Source organism: Mariniflexile fucanivorans (genome assembly GCF_004341235.1).
Taxonomy (GTDB): domain Bacteria; phylum Bacteroidota; class Bacteroidia; order Flavobacteriales; family Flavobacteriaceae; genus Mariniflexile; species Mariniflexile fucanivorans.
The window spans coordinates 362,996-378,557 of the sequence record NZ_SLUP01000002.1 but is presented as its reverse complement, the minus strand read 5'-3'; the positions used below and the strand labels follow the sequence as shown (position 1 = coordinate 378,557).

Genomic DNA, 15,562 nt, shown 5'->3' with positions numbered 1-15,562 from the left:
GTGTTTTAAAGCCAAATATTTTGAAATTTCCCTTTTGGGTCATACCGTTCGGCTTGTAGTTTTATATTGAATTTTCGGTCTCTGGGGTCATTACCAACCCCGGAAACGTACATCCAGTTTCCGTAATTGCTATGTACATCATAATCAATAAGCATAGCTTCAAAATAAGCAGCGCCAATGCGCCAATCTATTTCTAGTTCTTTAGCAAAAAAGGACGCTACATTTTGTCTGCCTCTATTGCTCATCCAACCTGTTTTTTTCAGCTCTATCATGTTAGCATTTACAAATGGTTCAGTAGTGGTGCCATTTATCCAATTGTTAATATGAATTTGGTCTACATTCCAATGATATTTTCTGTTGAGAATGCCATGAATTTTAAAAATATTATGGCCATGTTTGAGTGAAATGTACTTAAAATAATCCCTCCAAATAAGTTCAAAAACAAGCCAATAGGTAGAGTCATTATTGTAATGTTCTTTTTCGAATTGTTTTACTTCCCAATAAATAGTTCGTGCGGAAAGGCTACCATTGGCTAACCAAGGCGAGAATTTGGAACTAAAATCGGCACCAATTAACCCGTTGCGAGTTTTTTTATAAACGCCTAATTTATTGGTTTCAAAAAAATAGTTTCTCAATCGCTTCAAAGCATTTTCTTCACCGCCTAAAAATGGAAAGGCTGTTTTTGTATGCATTTTAAATGCTTCGAATCCTAAATCCTGTAAAGTTGGAACGGTAGTTTGTTTTATTTGGATAATATCTTGATTTGCTCTTGTAGACAAAGCATCTTTACGCACCAAACAGTTTTTTTCTAGATGCTTTCTGAAATTGGTGAAGACTTCTGGAATTTGATTAATATCCATTTTAATATCATCTGGATGATACAAAAACTGATCATAATTTTCAATAATTGAAATGGTATTTGGGAGATTATTCTTTACATTTTGTAAAACATTGACTTCCTCTGGAGTCCATTCTTTTTGAGTGTAAATAGTTTCAATATTATATTTTGAAACTAAAATCGGAATAATGTCTTCTGGCTTTTTAAAATATGTAAGTAAATTAATGTTTAAATTGGCTAAATTTGATTTTAAATTTAAAACCGATTGAATTAAAAACTGAGCTCTATACTTCTCAGTTTTTTTAAAACCATATTCAGTTAATTCAAAATCTCTAGGATCAAAACAATAAATGGCAATACAATTTTCATGTTTGGAGCTAGCTTCATATAAAGCACTATTATCACGAACACGTAAATTGTTTTTAAACCATACTAAAGCCGTTTTGTTTTGTTTCTCCTGCATTTTTCACTACAATATTTAACGTCAATCCAATTTAATTCCCATTTTTTTCGCCAAGTAAAAGGCTTATTGCAAACAGGACATATTTTTTCTGGTAAATGTTGTTTTTTCAAATACTAATCAGCTTATTTATCATACCTTTAAAAATAAGCCCATGAAAAGGTAAAACACTATACCAATACAATCTACCTGCCAATCCTCGAGGTCTAAATGTGGCGGTTTGTTTTAATAGACCATCTTCAATTTTAAATTCTAACCACGCTTCACCAGGAAGTTTCATTTCAGCATAAAGCAATAATTTTTTCTCTTTTTTGTCACTAAATATGACACGCCAAAAATCGAGAGCATCACCAGCATTTAAATCGGAATTATGTGTTCTTCCACGTCTTAATCCAATGCCTCCAAATAGTTTATCGAGATAACCTCTAACTTTCCATAAAACATTACCGTAATACCAACCTGTAGAACCTCCAATAGACCAAATTCTGTTAATAGTGAAAGTTTCGTCTACAATAGTTCGTTGTTTGTAATCTTTAAAACAACCGTATTTAGGAACGTTAATATATTTATGAAGGCTATTTTTTAAACGTCCGCTGCTTATCATAGAATCTTTCCAACTTGAAACAATGCTATTTTGTTCAATTTTTTCAAAAGCCAATTTTACAGCTTCCGTATATGTTAAAGGATCTACTTTTAGAATGTTATTAATATCACTAGGGTTTCCAACAATTTCAACACCCATACTATCCACGAGGGTTGATGCTAATTTATATGATGTTGAAGTAACAAAATAAAGCCAATAGGATGACAGTTTTGGGGTCATTACCGGAACTGTTAAAATGTAGCGTTTTAAACCTCTAATTTTGGCAAATTGTAGTAACATTTGCTTGTAGGTTAGGACTTCAGGTCCAAAAATATCATAAGATTTATTATAAAGCATTTCGTTCCCTTTTGCTTTTGAAAGAAAAGCTAAAACATCTCGAACAGCCAATGGTTGGGTTTTGGTATTCAACCATTTGGGAGCAACCATTACGGGTAATTTTTCAACCAAATCGCGAATAATTTCAAAAGAAGAACTCCCAGAACCTACAATAATACCCGCTTTAAATACAGTAAGCGCATAGGTGTTTGATGCTAATAAATCTTCAACGTTTTTTCTAGACTGTAAATGTTTTGATAGGTCTTCTTCGTTGGTAATGCCACTTAAATAAATGGTTTGTTTTAATTTGGAATCTTCAAAATAGGATTTAAAATTCTCGGCACATTTTGCTTCTAACTTTTCAAAATCTTTTGAGGTGTTAGACATAGAATGTATAAGATAGTAAGCAACATCAATGTCTTTTGGAATGTTAATTAAAGTTTCGGGTTTTAAAAAATCGGCCTCAACAATGCTAATATGTTCATCGTCCAAATAGGTTTTATCTGCCCTTAAAGCATCTCTTACAGCGCAAACTACATGATGACCTTCGTTAATAAGTATGGGTATAAGTCGTTTACCGATATATCCTGTAGCGCCTGTAATTAGAATTTTCATTTTTTTATGTTTTAATTTCAGATATTTTTTTTGGTCTTTGATATTCTAACCGTGTTTTTAATTTAGGAAGCGTATAACCATCTAACCCATTTATAGCTACAGTTTTTGCTTTTGAAAGGTTTACAAAACCATCGTCTTCCAATAAATCATCTTCAATATGTAAATCTATAATTTCACCTATAACTAATATGGTTCCATTCGCTTGAATGGGGTATTCTTCAACATATTTCATCGCCATTTGTACAGGAGATCCATTTACAAATGGTGCCCAAAAATCATTTTTATATACTTCTTCTAAATTCGTTACATCAAACTCAGATGTGTTCGATTCGTATTTCGCAGAGGTATGATGCGCATCTTCAATAATGGACTCGTGTATGTGATTTATAGTAAAATAACCCGTTTCCTTTATATTATCATACGTATTTCTAATCACCGTAGTTGGTCTTAAAAAAAAGCCAAACATAGCAGGGCTAGAACCAATGTGGGTGACAGAACTAAAAATAGCAACATTACTAATTCCTTTTGATGATTTTGTGCCAATTAAATTAGCCGATTTATACCCAGAACAACTATTTACAAGATTTATTTTATATAAATGTTCTAATTGCTGAATATCGTTTTTATTAAAATGTGGCATTATAAATTTTTAAAATTATTGATTTTGATGTCTTTTGCCTTTAAATCGAACATTAAATTATATAAGCCAAAAAAGGTTCGATTCATATAAATAAAATGTTTAGAACCGCGGTTACCATTCATTTTGCGTAACTCGGTATTTTTTGAATAACGTTGCCCTAAGTCGGCTATTTTTCCAAAGAAATTTGAGTCAGAGAAATCGAAGGTTTCCACTTGAAAAGGCTGCGTGAATAAGCTCAATAATTCATAAAACATCTCTGTGAAAAAGTCTAATTCTTCTTTAGAATCATCTTCCCGAAGAATTTCTAATTCATATAACTTAGATACAAAATATTTGTGATTTGATAAGTTTTCTGGTTTGGCCAATTCAAAATAAGGAACGTAAAAATCATTAGGAATTATTTTCATACAACCAAAATCTAAGGCAATTAATTCACCTTTTTTAGATACTAAAAAATTCCCCGGATGCGGATCGGCATGTACCTTTTTTAGCTTATGAATTTGAAACATATAAAAATCCCAAAGTGCTTGCCCTAATTTATTGGCAGTATCTTGGTTGGTGTTATAGGCGGTAAATTCTGAAAGGTGTTCACCTTCCATGTAATCCATAGTAATAATTCTATCCGATGATAATTCTTCATAATATTGAGGAAACAAAAGGTTAGAAATGTGCTTACAAGCTAGAGATATCTCTTTGCTTTGCTTCATTTCCAATATGTAATTTGTTTCCTCAATTAATTTTCCTTCAACTTCTTTAAAGTATTTATCCGAGTCTTTTCCCTTGATATTAAACATTTTCATAGCAATAGGCTTAACCAGAGCCAAATCGGATGCAATACTTTGTGCAACTCCTGGGTATTGGATTTTCACAGCAAGTTTTTTCCCATTTTTAGTTGCTACATGTACCTGACCTATACTAGCAGCATTTACAGAAGTTGTGTTGAAGGAATCATATAATTCATTTGGTTGTTTACCAAAATAATTCTTAAACGTTTTTAATACTAATGGCGGAGATAATGGCGGAACAGAAAATTGTGCCAACGAAAATTTTTCAACATAAGCCTGTGGCATAATGCTTTTTTCCATGCTTAGCATTTGTGCTACTTTTAAAGCACTTCCTTTAAGTTGCTTTAGGCCATCATAAATGTCTTCAGCATTGCTTTCGTTTAAAGTAGCTCTGGCTTCGGTTTCTGTTTTGGTTAATTTATCACCATAATATTTTAAATAATTGACGCCAACTTTAGCACCCGTAGAAACTAACTTTGAGGCACGATGTATTTTTGAAACAGGAATAGAATCGATTGTTTTCATATATATATTATTTCATGTGCATTTTTTCTTTGAAAATGAATTTTCCAAAGTCAATTACACTTTTTAGTGGTGCAATATTTAATACATCAAAACAGGTATTTACCGATTTTTCAATAAAAATATCAGTTTTTTCAAAAGAAGCAGAGGTGTCGTCCAACCAAAACTTTAGGGTTAAAAGTAATTGTACCCATCCAGATTCTTGAATGGCTTTATTTTGAATTTTTTCTAGCTGTTCTTGTTTTAAATCGATGGTTTCAATACCTAAATTTTGAATGTAATTTGTGAAACTTTTTTTAAGTTCAGAGAGTAGCGATAACCCTTTCATGCTGTTTTTATGCTTATGTAAAGCGTAAACAACATAACTTCTGTTGGCTGTTAAATTTTCAAAGAATGTAAAGTAGAAACTTAATAGCTTGTTTCTAGCATCAAATGATTGATATTCTTCATTGTTGATTAATGCAGAAAGAGTATTATCAAAAAATGCTTTAAAAATGAATTTCTCTACAGCTTCAAAAGAACCGAAATGTTCGTAAAATTTAGCTTCTTCGAAATTGTTTGCTTTAGCAAAAGCATAAACCGATTTCGGATTTTCATTATGTTCTAAGACATAATCCATGTAAAATGAAATTATGTCGTTGCTTGTAATAGTCTTCTTTTTTGCCATGATATTGAATTATATAGCAAATATACAAAATGTTTAACCTTATTTTGTAAAGATTAAACAAAATTTAACTTATTACAAGAATTTCAGATAGATAACAACAGAGAAAATAGGTTTACTTGTGTTATTTAGTGTTATTGAGTAATTTTTGCTTGGTAAAATTTATTGTTAAAAACCGTTTTGTTTAAGAAAACAAAAGCTTGATAGAAATCGTCCATAGGTAAGTTAAAAATGTCGTGACCTTTATTCAGGTAGCTATATAGTAAAAAACTGGTGTTGAAAGTTTCTAATTTTTCAGAAATAATTTTAGAACCGCTTAGCAACAAAAAACCAGGAGCCGTAGGCAAACACGATTGATGCGCACTGGTGTCGTAAGGCACTACCTTATCGTTAACCCCATGATACATGACGGTAGGTATCGCATTTTCTTTGATTATTAATTCTGGTTTAATTACGGCACCAGAAAGTGAAATGACTGCTGCTGGCTTAATATTTTTATAGAGTTCTTTGTTTTTTATTAGTAATTCCCTGTTGTAAACAATATTTAATGCTGTTTCACCACCTGCGCTAACACCAAATAGCACTATTTTGCTTCCATCTATTAAAAAAGCGTTTTTATATTTAACTAGATATTGTATAGCATTTAGTAAATCTTCAGCACCATTAGAAAATGCTTTTAGTTTATCTTTTGCTGGATAACTACAATTAATAAGTTTTTTCTTTACTAATCTATAATCAACGGAAGCTACAACAAACCCTTTTTTTGCTACATTTTCAGCTAAATAAATTGTAGAACCATCATTTCTTTCACCGTTCATAAAACCACCACCATGTATTATTACAAAAAGCGGTCTGTCAAGTATCGAATCATTTACAGGTTGGTAAAGGTCCAATTTTAAGGTGTCTTTATCTCTTATGGAATACGTGTATGTTTTAGAAGAAATGCTATCAAAAACCCTATCAAGATATCTTGTTTGAGAAATTGCATTAAAAGAATAAAATAATATAAAAATTGTTATTACCTTTTGAATCATATAGTCTTAAAAAAATAAATAATATTTGGAGCCTAAAATTTTGGCAAATGTAAGTGTTAAATTAACATCTACGAAACACTAATAACCAATTAATTTAAGTTTATGAAAACATTTGTAAGTAGTATTTCTAAAACAGAATTTACAGAGAGTGAAAAAGTACATGCTAAAACAATAAGAAAATCCATTTTTGAATTAATAAAGAAAGAACACCCCGATTTTAACTCCAAAAGTTTAATTGCTGTAGTAGAGTTAAACCAATACCGGCAAAAATATATTGCAGAATATTTAATGCAAGAAGTAGGGGAATTAAATGATTTGGAAGCAGATGTTTTGAAAACCTTGCAAAACCATGAAATTATTTCGAGTAAAATTGATATTGAAAATGACACTTCAAATTTTACTTTTGGACAACGATTGGCAGACAAAATTGCGTCGTTTGGCGGGAGCTGGAAATTTATAATAATGTTTGGACTCTTTATTTTTGTTTGGATTGGTTCTAATATTATTTTTTTATTGAATAAAGGGTTTGATCCGTACCCATTTATCCTTTTGAATCTTATTCTGTCATGTTTAGCAGCTTTACAAGCGCCTGTGATAATGATGAGTCAGAACAGGCAAGAAGAAAAAGACAGAGAACGTTCTAAACAAGATTACATGGTGAATTTAAAATCGGAATTGGAAATTAGAATGTTACACGAAAAAATAGACCATTTAATTGTTCACCAACAGCAAGAATTGTTAACTATTCAGCAAGTACAAGTTGAAATGATGGAAGATATTATGAAACAACTTAAAGAAAATAAAAACCAGAAATAGCCTAATTTAAGCTTTTGTTAACATTTTAGAAGTCCGTATTGATTAATTTTATAAAAACTTAAAACTATTGAAAATGAAAAAACTACTATTATTTTTATTAACCATAACAGCAACGTTGTCTGTTAATGCACAAATTAAAACGCCTCAACCAAGTCCTTTTAGTAAATTGGAACAGAAAGTAGGTTTAACCGATATTACTCTGGAGTATTCTAGACCATCTATGAGAGATCGTGTTATTTTTGGCAATTTAGTGCCTTACGGGAAACTTTGGCGTTTAGGGGCTAATGCTAACACTAAAATCACGTTTAGTACAGATGTAACCATTGGAGATAATGAGGTGAAAGCAGGTACTTATGCTATTTTTGCAACGCCTAACGAAACGTCCTGGAACGTTGTGTTTTATAGCGATGCAACAAATGGTGGGCTTCCTAAGGAGTGGGATGACTCTAAAGTAGTTGCTATGGTAACTGCTGAAGTGTATCCAATGCCCGTAAAAATGGAAACATTTACCATGCTTTTTGATGATTTAACCAGTAGTTCTGCTGTTTTGGGAATGCTTTGGGAAAGTGTTTATGTAGGTGTAAAAATTGAAGTTCCAACAGATGATATGGTGCTTACCAGTATTAACGATGTGATGAATGGAACACCAACAGGTAACGATTATTACGCTGCTGCTGTTTATTACTTACAAGAAGGAAAAGATATTAAACAAGCAAAAACGTGGATTGATAAAGCCATTACAATCGCTGGTGATAAAGTGGCTTTCTGGCAACTAAGACAGCAGTCTTTAATTTATGCTAAAGCGGGCGATAAAAGTGGTGCTATTGCGGCGGCAAAAAAATCGTTGGCAGCTGCTGAAAAAGCTGGAAATGCAGATTATGTGAAAATGAATAACGATTCGCTTAAAGAGTGGGGAGGTATGTAATCTATACATATATTAGATTTCTAGATTGTTAGAAATTTAGATAATACTATATATAAAAAGCGCAACAGATTAAGGTTGCGCTTTTTCGTTTTTAATCTTCATCTTCTAAGAAGAATATTTCTTCTACTGAAATTTTAAATAGGCGTGCTATTTTTAATGAAAGTACGGTTGAAGGTACATATTTATTTTTTTCCATAGCATTTATAGTTTGCCTACTTACACCAATTTTATCGGCTAAATCTGCTTGTGTCATATTATAAATAGCGCGTTGTACCTTTATATTATTCTTCATCGCTATTCAATTTTAGTTTTAAGAAATTAAAGCGCACAATAAAGAATATTAATGGTGTAAACATATTGTAAACTAAAACGGTAAAAAAATTGGCTTCATAAATAAATATTATTGTAAACAGAAGGATTATATAATTTAGAATTATCGCCCAAACTAAAGACTCGTGTCTTAACTTATGAATAAATTCATCTTCAGTTTTTTCCTTTGAAAAACCTACTAATAAACCACCAATAACTATTAAGACTGAAATAATTTCATCCAAAAATTCATATCCAAAATTATTTATAATGTCGATATTGAACAAATCATCTGTTGAATCGAAAACTTGAAGAAATATGCCTAAAATAATTCCTGACAAAAATAATAACCAACCAAAAGCTTTGTATTTGTTTGGTAATAAATAATTTGTTTTCATAACCGTTCGTTTTAAATTGATTTAAATGATTGATAAATCAAAAGTAAAACAAACTTTACATATAGACAAATAAAATTAACTTAAAGTAAAATTATTCAGTCTTTTACATGTGTTTGATCGATGAAATTAATTTTGTTTCTTTAAATCCTTTAGCAAGCCAAAAGCAAAATAGCTAATAACTAGAATGGCCAATATAATGCAAAGCCACATAAAAGCGTTTGTTTGCCAAAACGATTTAGTTTCCGAAACTTTATTTTGAGTATCTATTTTGTTAAAATTAGTAATGACTGCTTCGGGTAGATCGGTGTTAAACGAGGCTTTAAAATTAACTAAATCATATATTGGTTTTTGTAATGTGGTGTCAATAATAGCTTCATAGGCTTCATTCTTTTTCAAATTGCAAATCACATAAAGTGGTTTTTGAAAGAACTTTAAGTGTTTGATGTTTAATGGTGGATTATCATTATTTTCAATTTCAATAACGATTTCTTTTTCAAAAATATAAGGTAATTCAAACGTGTTATGTGTACCAGAATGTAACTCGAAATTAAAAACGTTTTCTTGGTAGGTTTCTATTCTTTTTTTGATGGTTCTGTTTTTATTTACCAAAATTTTTGCTTCACGCAGAAAAACTTCATTTTCAATATCGAAAACCATACTTTCAATGTGTTGGGGCATAGCGAAAGTGACGGATAATTGGGTTGTTTTATTTTTTTTATTGTTTGTGTTCTTTATTTTGAAATCGGTTATTTCTACTTGAGAAACCGTTGAAAACTGATTTTTATATACACCAACATTTAAAATTTGAAGTGGTAGCGATTCTTTGTTATTGAAATCGAATTTTATAAAAGCATAATCGGTTAAAGGAAATGAAAAGGTTTGTTCAACAGTTGTTTTCTCAGCTTCATTCAACCCATAAAAAACCTGATTTGTAGCCAATCCATACCATTCTTTTTTATCATTACTACCGCTAATCGTATATGTTTTTTTAACTTTTGTATTGGCGATTTTCAACGTGAAGTGGTCTAGTTTTTGTTTGTTTTTATTTTCAATAACAATGGAAGTAACAGAGTCTTTTGTGTTGTTAACATTTTCAAAATTAAATTCCGAATAGGAAGATTGCATGCTACTTTCATCATTTAACAATACATAGGGGACTTCATTTTCTTTAGCATCTAAAATTCGAAAATAATTGGTGTTTGATGCGCTAGCTGAACGAACTTCTGGCGAAAGCAATATTTTATGAAATCCATCTTGGTTTACTTCAGAAATAGCTCCTTTAAAGTTTTGAGAAACTAAAGTTACTGTTGAAAGTAATAAAAATATATTAAGAAAATGTTTATACATTGGTGTCTGGGTTTTTAGAAGCATCAGTATCTACTACTAGTTTTTTAATTTTTTGATATACGAATGAAATCACTAAAACAAGTACGCCTAAAAGGATGAATGCTATAATTTTCCCAGTTTCTGATACATTATTAATATCATAAACAAATAGTTTTATAATGGTTATTCCTAAAAGTGAAAGCGCTATAATTCGTAATTGTTTCCATTGTCTTTTTATACCTATAATTAAAAACACAAACGATAAAAAACCCCACAAAATGGGATACCCAATTTTAATAATTTGACGTTTTACATCATTAAATTCGCTATTAATAAAACTCGTTCTGCCGTAGTCGTCGTAATACGTATCGTTGGTAGTTTGAGTTGGATAATTTGTGTTCAATTCGGTGACATCAACTAATTGCGGCGTTAATTTTATACTATGAACAATAATTTCATTACTAAAAACATATACCATGGCAAAAGCAAAAATCCAAAGGGCGATTTTAGATTGTAAAAAGCTAAAAACAGGTTTTTCTTTTGCATGATTTAGTAGAGAAATGCCGAAGTAAATTAAGCAAGCAAGAATAACATAATGAAACAAAAATGCATAGTTATAATTGGTTTCTAAATTATAATTTGAAGCCATTTCATTGGAAGAGAGCTTATAAAAAAACAATATGTAAAACACGATATTAACCATGGCAAGTAGTAGGGTTACTTTAGTAAATTGTATATTTTTACTTCTTAACCCAAAAAATAATAATATGCTGCTAAATACAAAATGATAGGCAACTGCAAACGAAAGTGCCGAAGCTTGGTTGGCAATATATTGATTGGATTGGTAAATAATTTCAAGAATACCAACTAAATAACCAATACCAATTGCCGCCACTAAAAGCAGGTTTTTATAAAGTGAAAGGTTTAATTCGAAACCTAAAACTTTAAAATTAACGGTTTCTTTTTTAATAATAAAATAGGTAGCTATTAATGCAGCCACCACAACAATACCTGTAATAAATATGGGGTTTAAAATAATTTGCAATGTGGTTTCATTGTACATATCGTATTTCTGTACCCAATCTATCATCAAACTTATAATACTTAATCCTTGTACAATAATAGCCCCATATTTAAAGCCATTGATTTTCGATTTTTGAGATAACCAAAATAACAAAACAGCTTCGGCTGCCCAAAATAGCGTGATGTAATTTCCTTTAAATTGAATTGGAATAGTTAAGGTTACAAAAGTTAACGTTAAACCAATTAATAGATAAATGGCATTTTTGTCTAACCCGAATTTTTTATAAAGAATGATGGCATATACTAAATTATAAACGGCCAACGACAATGTGAAAACACCTTTTATTTGAAGTTCCCAATCGTGGATAATGGTTAATCCAATTCCGAAGAAAAAGAAAGTATTTGCAATAAGAATTCCATATTCAATTATTGAGAAAGTACCTTTGTTTCTCAGGTTATTTAACACAATAATGATGCTAAATATAAAATAGAAAAGTGTTGCGAAGGTAAGTGCTCCAGCATGCGGTAAAGTGTCGTTCATTAATTCTTTTACAACCCACGAAAAGAAAAGTAGTGTGGTAAAGATGAATGATAATATGGTAACAACTTTCCATTTTTTAAAATACGAAATGGCTAAAATCCCAATGTTTAAAATGGCAATGTATGTGAACAATACCATGTAATTGCCACTACCCGTACTTACCATAAAAGGTACTGCAAAACCACCAATTAACGATAGAACCGCCAATTCTTGCCGGTTATAAGCGACTGAAATTAACACACTAAACGCAGTAATAACAACCATGATAACAAACGCCACGGTTTGGTTAAACAACTGGTATTCATGAAACGCAATAGCAATGGTAAAATAAAAGATACTGATGGCACCAGCAACCATAACCGAGCTAAACGCTGCATAGTTTTTTTTGAGTTTATGGGCAATTCCCATAACCAACGAACCGCATAAAATACCAATTCCCACACGGGCATATTCATTAATCCAGTTTTTGTCAATAGCATATTTTACAAAAAAGCTGATGCCTAAAACTAAAATCAGAATCCCGATTTTATTAATAAGATTTTCACCAATAAACTTTTCTAAATCTGGGTTGTTTTCCTTAAATGTTTCATACCAAGATTTTTTAGGAATTACAGGTTCTTTAGATTTAACAGGCTCAGGAGCAGGAGCTGGTTTAGGAACAGGAATAGGTTTAGAAATAGCATCTGCAATAATAGGTTTTGGAGGTATAATAATTGGTTTTTCTTCAACCGGTTTTATTATTATTATTGGTTCAGCTTTTGTAGCTGGTTTTACATCTTCTTTAGCCTTAACGCTTGAATTTTCTAAAGAAGATAAGTCTTTTCTAAGTTGATTTAGTTTTTGATGGAGGCCATCTATGGAATTATTAATTTCTTTATAATGTGAACCGTTTTTAGAAAGAATAATAACGAGTAATATTAGAATAATTATAAGTAGAAAACCCTCCATAATATTTAATTTGTGAAGGTCAAATATAATCTATTTTTCAACAAAATAAGAGCAAGTAAAACTTACTTAGATTAAACACAAAATATTAGTAAAATAATGCGGTTGAACGGTATTTAATATTCTAATCCAATAATTTCACGAATATCATCAAGTGTTTTTATCAATTTTCGGCTAAAATCAAAAGTCATAATATCGCTTTCGGTTTTCCCTTCACGAATTAATTGGTTAAAATGAATAGCTTCATAGTTATACCCAATGGTATTGTATCCAAAATCTTTGGTTTCTTCCTTTCCATGAGCAATAATGGTAACTGTTGTTGGCGCATGGAATTGCGTATCAATTTTCAGTGTTCCTTTTTCACAATAGAAAATGGCTTGCGTAGGCAAAACATCTACAAGCGAGCTTTTTAAATATGCTTTCACATCGTTTTCATAACTTAAAACCATATTACATGTAGAATCAGTGCCATTTTCAAAAAAGGTAGCAGAAGCTTCCATGTTTTTAGGAGTGCCTAAAGTTGAAAGCGTCGCAAAAATAGGGTAGATGCCAATATCTAATAAACTACCACCGCCCATGGCTTTATTAAACAATCTGGCTTTGGTATTGTATGGCCGTTGAAATCCGAAATCACTTTCAATTTTCAAGATGTTACCATAGGTTTTATTCTTCAATTCTTTTATAACAAATTGGTAGTGCGGTAAAAAATAGGTCCAAAGTGCTTCCATTAAAAGAACCTTTTTTTCTTTGGCTTTTGCTATCATTTCTTCCACTTCTTGGGCATTCATTGCAAAAGGCTTTTCACCTAAAACAGCAATACCTTTTTCTAAACACATAAGTGCATTTTCTTTGTGTAAAGCATGCGGTGTGGCAATATACACAGCATCAATTTCTGGATCGTTTGCTAATGCTTCGTAGCTGTTGTATGCTTTTCGGGCATTGTGTTTATCAGCAAAATAATCTGCTTTTTCTTGATCTCTGGAGGCAACCGCGTATAATTCGGCATCATCAATAGTTGCTAAATCGGTTGCAAATTTATTTGCTATAGAGCCTAAACCAATAATGCCCCATTTTATTCTTTTAAGCGGTAATTCTGTCATTTTTATTATTTAATTGAAGTAAGCATGCAATAACTATTACAATAGCACAGCCTACAAAGTTTAGCCATAAAAATGGCAGATTTATTATGTGGTATTCATTAAGGAAAAACAATGCAATTACAACTAATTGTGTTACAATAGCAGCTATAAAAACAGCCTGTCCTTTTACAAACTTGAAGAAAAAAGCCAATAAAAAGATGCCCAACACATTGCCATAGAAAATAGACCCAATAATGTTAACAAGTTGAATTAAATTTTCTGCAAGATTAGCAACACAGGCAACACCAATAGCCATAATGCCCCACGCAAAGGTAAACCATTTGGAGGCTTTTACCATGTGTTCTTCGGTTTTTTCACCCGTGTTTCGTTTGTATAAATCGATGGTAGTGGTAGAGCCCAATGCGTTCAATTCACTTGCGGTACTGGACATGGCAGCACTTAAAATAACGGCCAATAATAAGCCTATTAAACCCCGTGGTAAATTGTTCAAAATAAAATGAATAAACACATAATCTTTATCGTTGCTTTCAACTTTTATATTTTGATTTTTCCCTGCTTTTTCAATTAAAATTCTGGCTCGATTTCTAAGGGAATCATTGTGTTTGTTTGCTGCTGAAATATAACTTGTAGCTTCAGGGTTATCAGAATTAACAAACGATTTTATGTAGTCTTGTTTATTGTTAAAAAGGATTTGTTGTTCTTTTTGAAGGTTTATGTATTCCTCAGCATATTCCGAATTTAAAACGACTTCTGTTGCTGTTGGGTTGAAGTTTATAGGCGCTTCATTAAACTGATAAAATACAAAAACCATAACACCAACTAACAGAATAAAAAATTGCATGGGTACTTTTAAAAGTCCGTTAAAAATCAATCCCAATTGCATTTCCTTAACCGATTTTCCAGATAAATAGCGCTGTACTTGGCTTTGGTCGGTTCCAAAATAAGACAGCATTAAAAACGTACCACCAATAATACCACTCCAAAAGGTGTAGCGGTTATTCAAATCGAATGAAAAATCTAAAATTTCCATTTTTCCATTAGCACTAGCAATGTTCAATGCTTTTGTAAATGTAATATCTTGCGGAAGCTTATCAACAATTAAGAAAAAGGCGATAAACATACCAATAAAAATAACCACCATTTGGTGTTTTTGTGTCACGTTTACGGCACGTGTTCCACCAGAAACGGTGTAAATAATAACAAGAAACCCAATAATGATGTTCAGGGTTAAAAGATCCCAACCCAAAACTACCGATAAAATAATGGCAGGTGCAAAAATGGTAATACCAGCCGCTAAACCACGCTGAATCAAGAATAAAATAGCTGTTAAAGTTCTGGTTTTTAAATCGAAACGATTTTCTAAAAATTCGTAAGCTGTATATACATTTAAACGGTGATACAACGGAATAAATACCATGCAAATAACCACCATGGCAATAGGCAATCCAAAATAAAATTGAACAAAGCCCATACCGTCGTTATAAGCTTGCCCAGGGGTTGAAAGAAAGGTGATGGCACTTGCTTGGGTTGCCATAACCGATAGGCCAATAGTCCACCATTTTGAGGTGTTTCCGCCTTTTAAATAATCTTGAACATTTTTGCTTCCTTTGGTTTGCCAGGTGCCATACCCAACAATAGCAAGTAAAGTTGCGCTTAATACAATCCAATCTAATAGACTTAATGTTTGCATATTAAAAGGCTT

At 31.5% G+C, this 15,562-nt stretch carries 15 protein-coding genes; 2 read left to right on the top strand and 13 right to left on the bottom strand.

The annotated features are described in order from the left end of the window. Nucleotides 1–5 precede the first annotated feature (5 nt). From EV196_RS05165 to EV196_RS05135, 7 genes are all read right to left on the bottom strand, one after another. The gene (locus tag EV196_RS05165; RefSeq protein ID WP_132215666.1) at nucleotides 6–1,301 is read right to left on the bottom strand and encodes a DASH family cryptochrome; all 1,296 of its coding nucleotides are present in this window, start codon (nucleotides 1,299–1,301) and stop codon (nucleotides 6–8) included. Further along, entirely contained in the window at nucleotides 1,271–1,411 is a 141-nt protein-coding gene (locus EV196_RS05160) for a DUF2256 domain-containing protein (RefSeq protein ID WP_132215663.1), read from the bottom strand. Before EV196_RS05160 ends, EV196_RS05165 begins: the two co-directional genes overlap by 31 nt. Continuing rightward, on the bottom strand, nucleotides 1,408–2,832 hold the full coding sequence (locus EV196_RS05155) for an SDR family oxidoreductase (protein ID WP_132215660.1): 1,425 nt from the start codon (nucleotides 2,830–2,832) through the stop codon (nucleotides 1,408–1,410). The genes EV196_RS05160 and EV196_RS05155 overlap by 4 nt, the downstream gene beginning before the upstream one ends. 4 nt (nucleotides 2,833–2,836) lie before the next feature. After that, on the bottom strand, nucleotides 2,837–3,472 hold the full coding sequence (locus tag EV196_RS05150; protein ID WP_132215657.1) for a flavin reductase family protein: 636 nt from the start codon (nucleotides 3,470–3,472) through the stop codon (nucleotides 2,837–2,839). Continuing rightward, a complete protein-coding gene (locus EV196_RS05145; protein WP_132215654.1) occupies nucleotides 3,472–4,782 on the bottom strand; it encodes an ABC1 kinase family protein in 1,311 nt (436 codons plus the stop codon). The genes EV196_RS05150 and EV196_RS05145 overlap by 1 nt, the downstream gene beginning before the upstream one ends. 7 nt (nucleotides 4,783–4,789) lie before the next feature. Next, entirely contained in the window at nucleotides 4,790–5,446 is a 657-nt protein-coding gene (locus EV196_RS05140) for a TetR family transcriptional regulator C-terminal domain-containing protein (protein ID WP_132215651.1), read from the bottom strand. Nucleotides 5,447–5,577: 131 nt separating this feature from the next. Continuing rightward, entirely contained in the window at nucleotides 5,578–6,477 is a 900-nt protein-coding gene (locus EV196_RS05135; protein ID WP_132215648.1) for an alpha/beta hydrolase, read from the bottom strand. Between the two features lie 102 nt (nucleotides 6,478–6,579). Here EV196_RS05135 and EV196_RS05130 point away from each other — a divergent pair, with 102 nt between their 5' ends. Both EV196_RS05130 and EV196_RS05125 read left to right on the top strand, forming a co-directional pair. Next, complete coding sequence (locus EV196_RS05130) at nucleotides 6,580–7,293, top strand: DUF1003 domain-containing protein (protein ID WP_132215645.1); 714 nt, start codon at nucleotides 6,580–6,582, stop codon at nucleotides 7,291–7,293. A 73-nt stretch (nucleotides 7,294–7,366) separates the two neighbouring features. Beyond that, nucleotides 7,367–8,218, top strand: coding sequence for a DUF2911 domain-containing protein (locus EV196_RS05125; protein WP_132215642.1), 852 nt, complete (start codon nucleotides 7,367–7,369; stop codon nucleotides 8,216–8,218). A gap of 91 nt (nucleotides 8,219–8,309) precedes the next feature. On the opposite strand, the gene EV196_RS05120 is transcribed toward EV196_RS05125, so the two are convergent. The 6 genes from EV196_RS05120 to EV196_RS05095 form a co-directional block, all read right to left on the bottom strand. After that, on the bottom strand, nucleotides 8,310–8,510 hold the full coding sequence (locus tag EV196_RS05120) for a helix-turn-helix transcriptional regulator (protein ID WP_132215639.1): 201 nt from the start codon (nucleotides 8,508–8,510) through the stop codon (nucleotides 8,310–8,312). After that, complete coding sequence (locus tag EV196_RS05115) at nucleotides 8,500–8,925, bottom strand: hypothetical protein (RefSeq protein WP_132215636.1); 426 nt, start codon at nucleotides 8,923–8,925, stop codon at nucleotides 8,500–8,502. Before EV196_RS05115 ends, EV196_RS05120 begins: the two co-directional genes overlap by 11 nt. 126 nt (nucleotides 8,926–9,051) lie before the next feature. Beyond that, nucleotides 9,052–10,272, bottom strand: coding sequence for a hypothetical protein (locus EV196_RS05110; protein WP_132215633.1), 1,221 nt, complete (start codon nucleotides 10,270–10,272; stop codon nucleotides 9,052–9,054). Beyond that, nucleotides 10,265–12,763 (bottom strand): DUF2339 domain-containing protein, encoded by a 2,499-nt coding sequence (locus EV196_RS05105; protein ID WP_132215630.1) that lies wholly within the window; start codon nucleotides 12,761–12,763, stop codon nucleotides 10,265–10,267. Before EV196_RS05105 ends, EV196_RS05110 begins: the two co-directional genes overlap by 8 nt. Nucleotides 12,764–12,876: 113 nt before the next feature. Beyond that, nucleotides 12,877–13,860, bottom strand: a complete 984-nt coding sequence (locus tag EV196_RS05100; RefSeq protein ID WP_132215627.1) for a Gfo/Idh/MocA family protein — start codon at nucleotides 13,858–13,860, stop codon at nucleotides 12,877–12,879. Beyond that, nucleotides 13,841–15,550, bottom strand: coding sequence for a sodium:solute symporter (locus EV196_RS05095; RefSeq protein WP_132215624.1), 1,710 nt, complete (start codon nucleotides 15,548–15,550; stop codon nucleotides 13,841–13,843). The genes EV196_RS05100 and EV196_RS05095 overlap by 20 nt, the downstream gene beginning before the upstream one ends. Nucleotides 15,551–15,562: the final 12 nt, after the last annotated feature.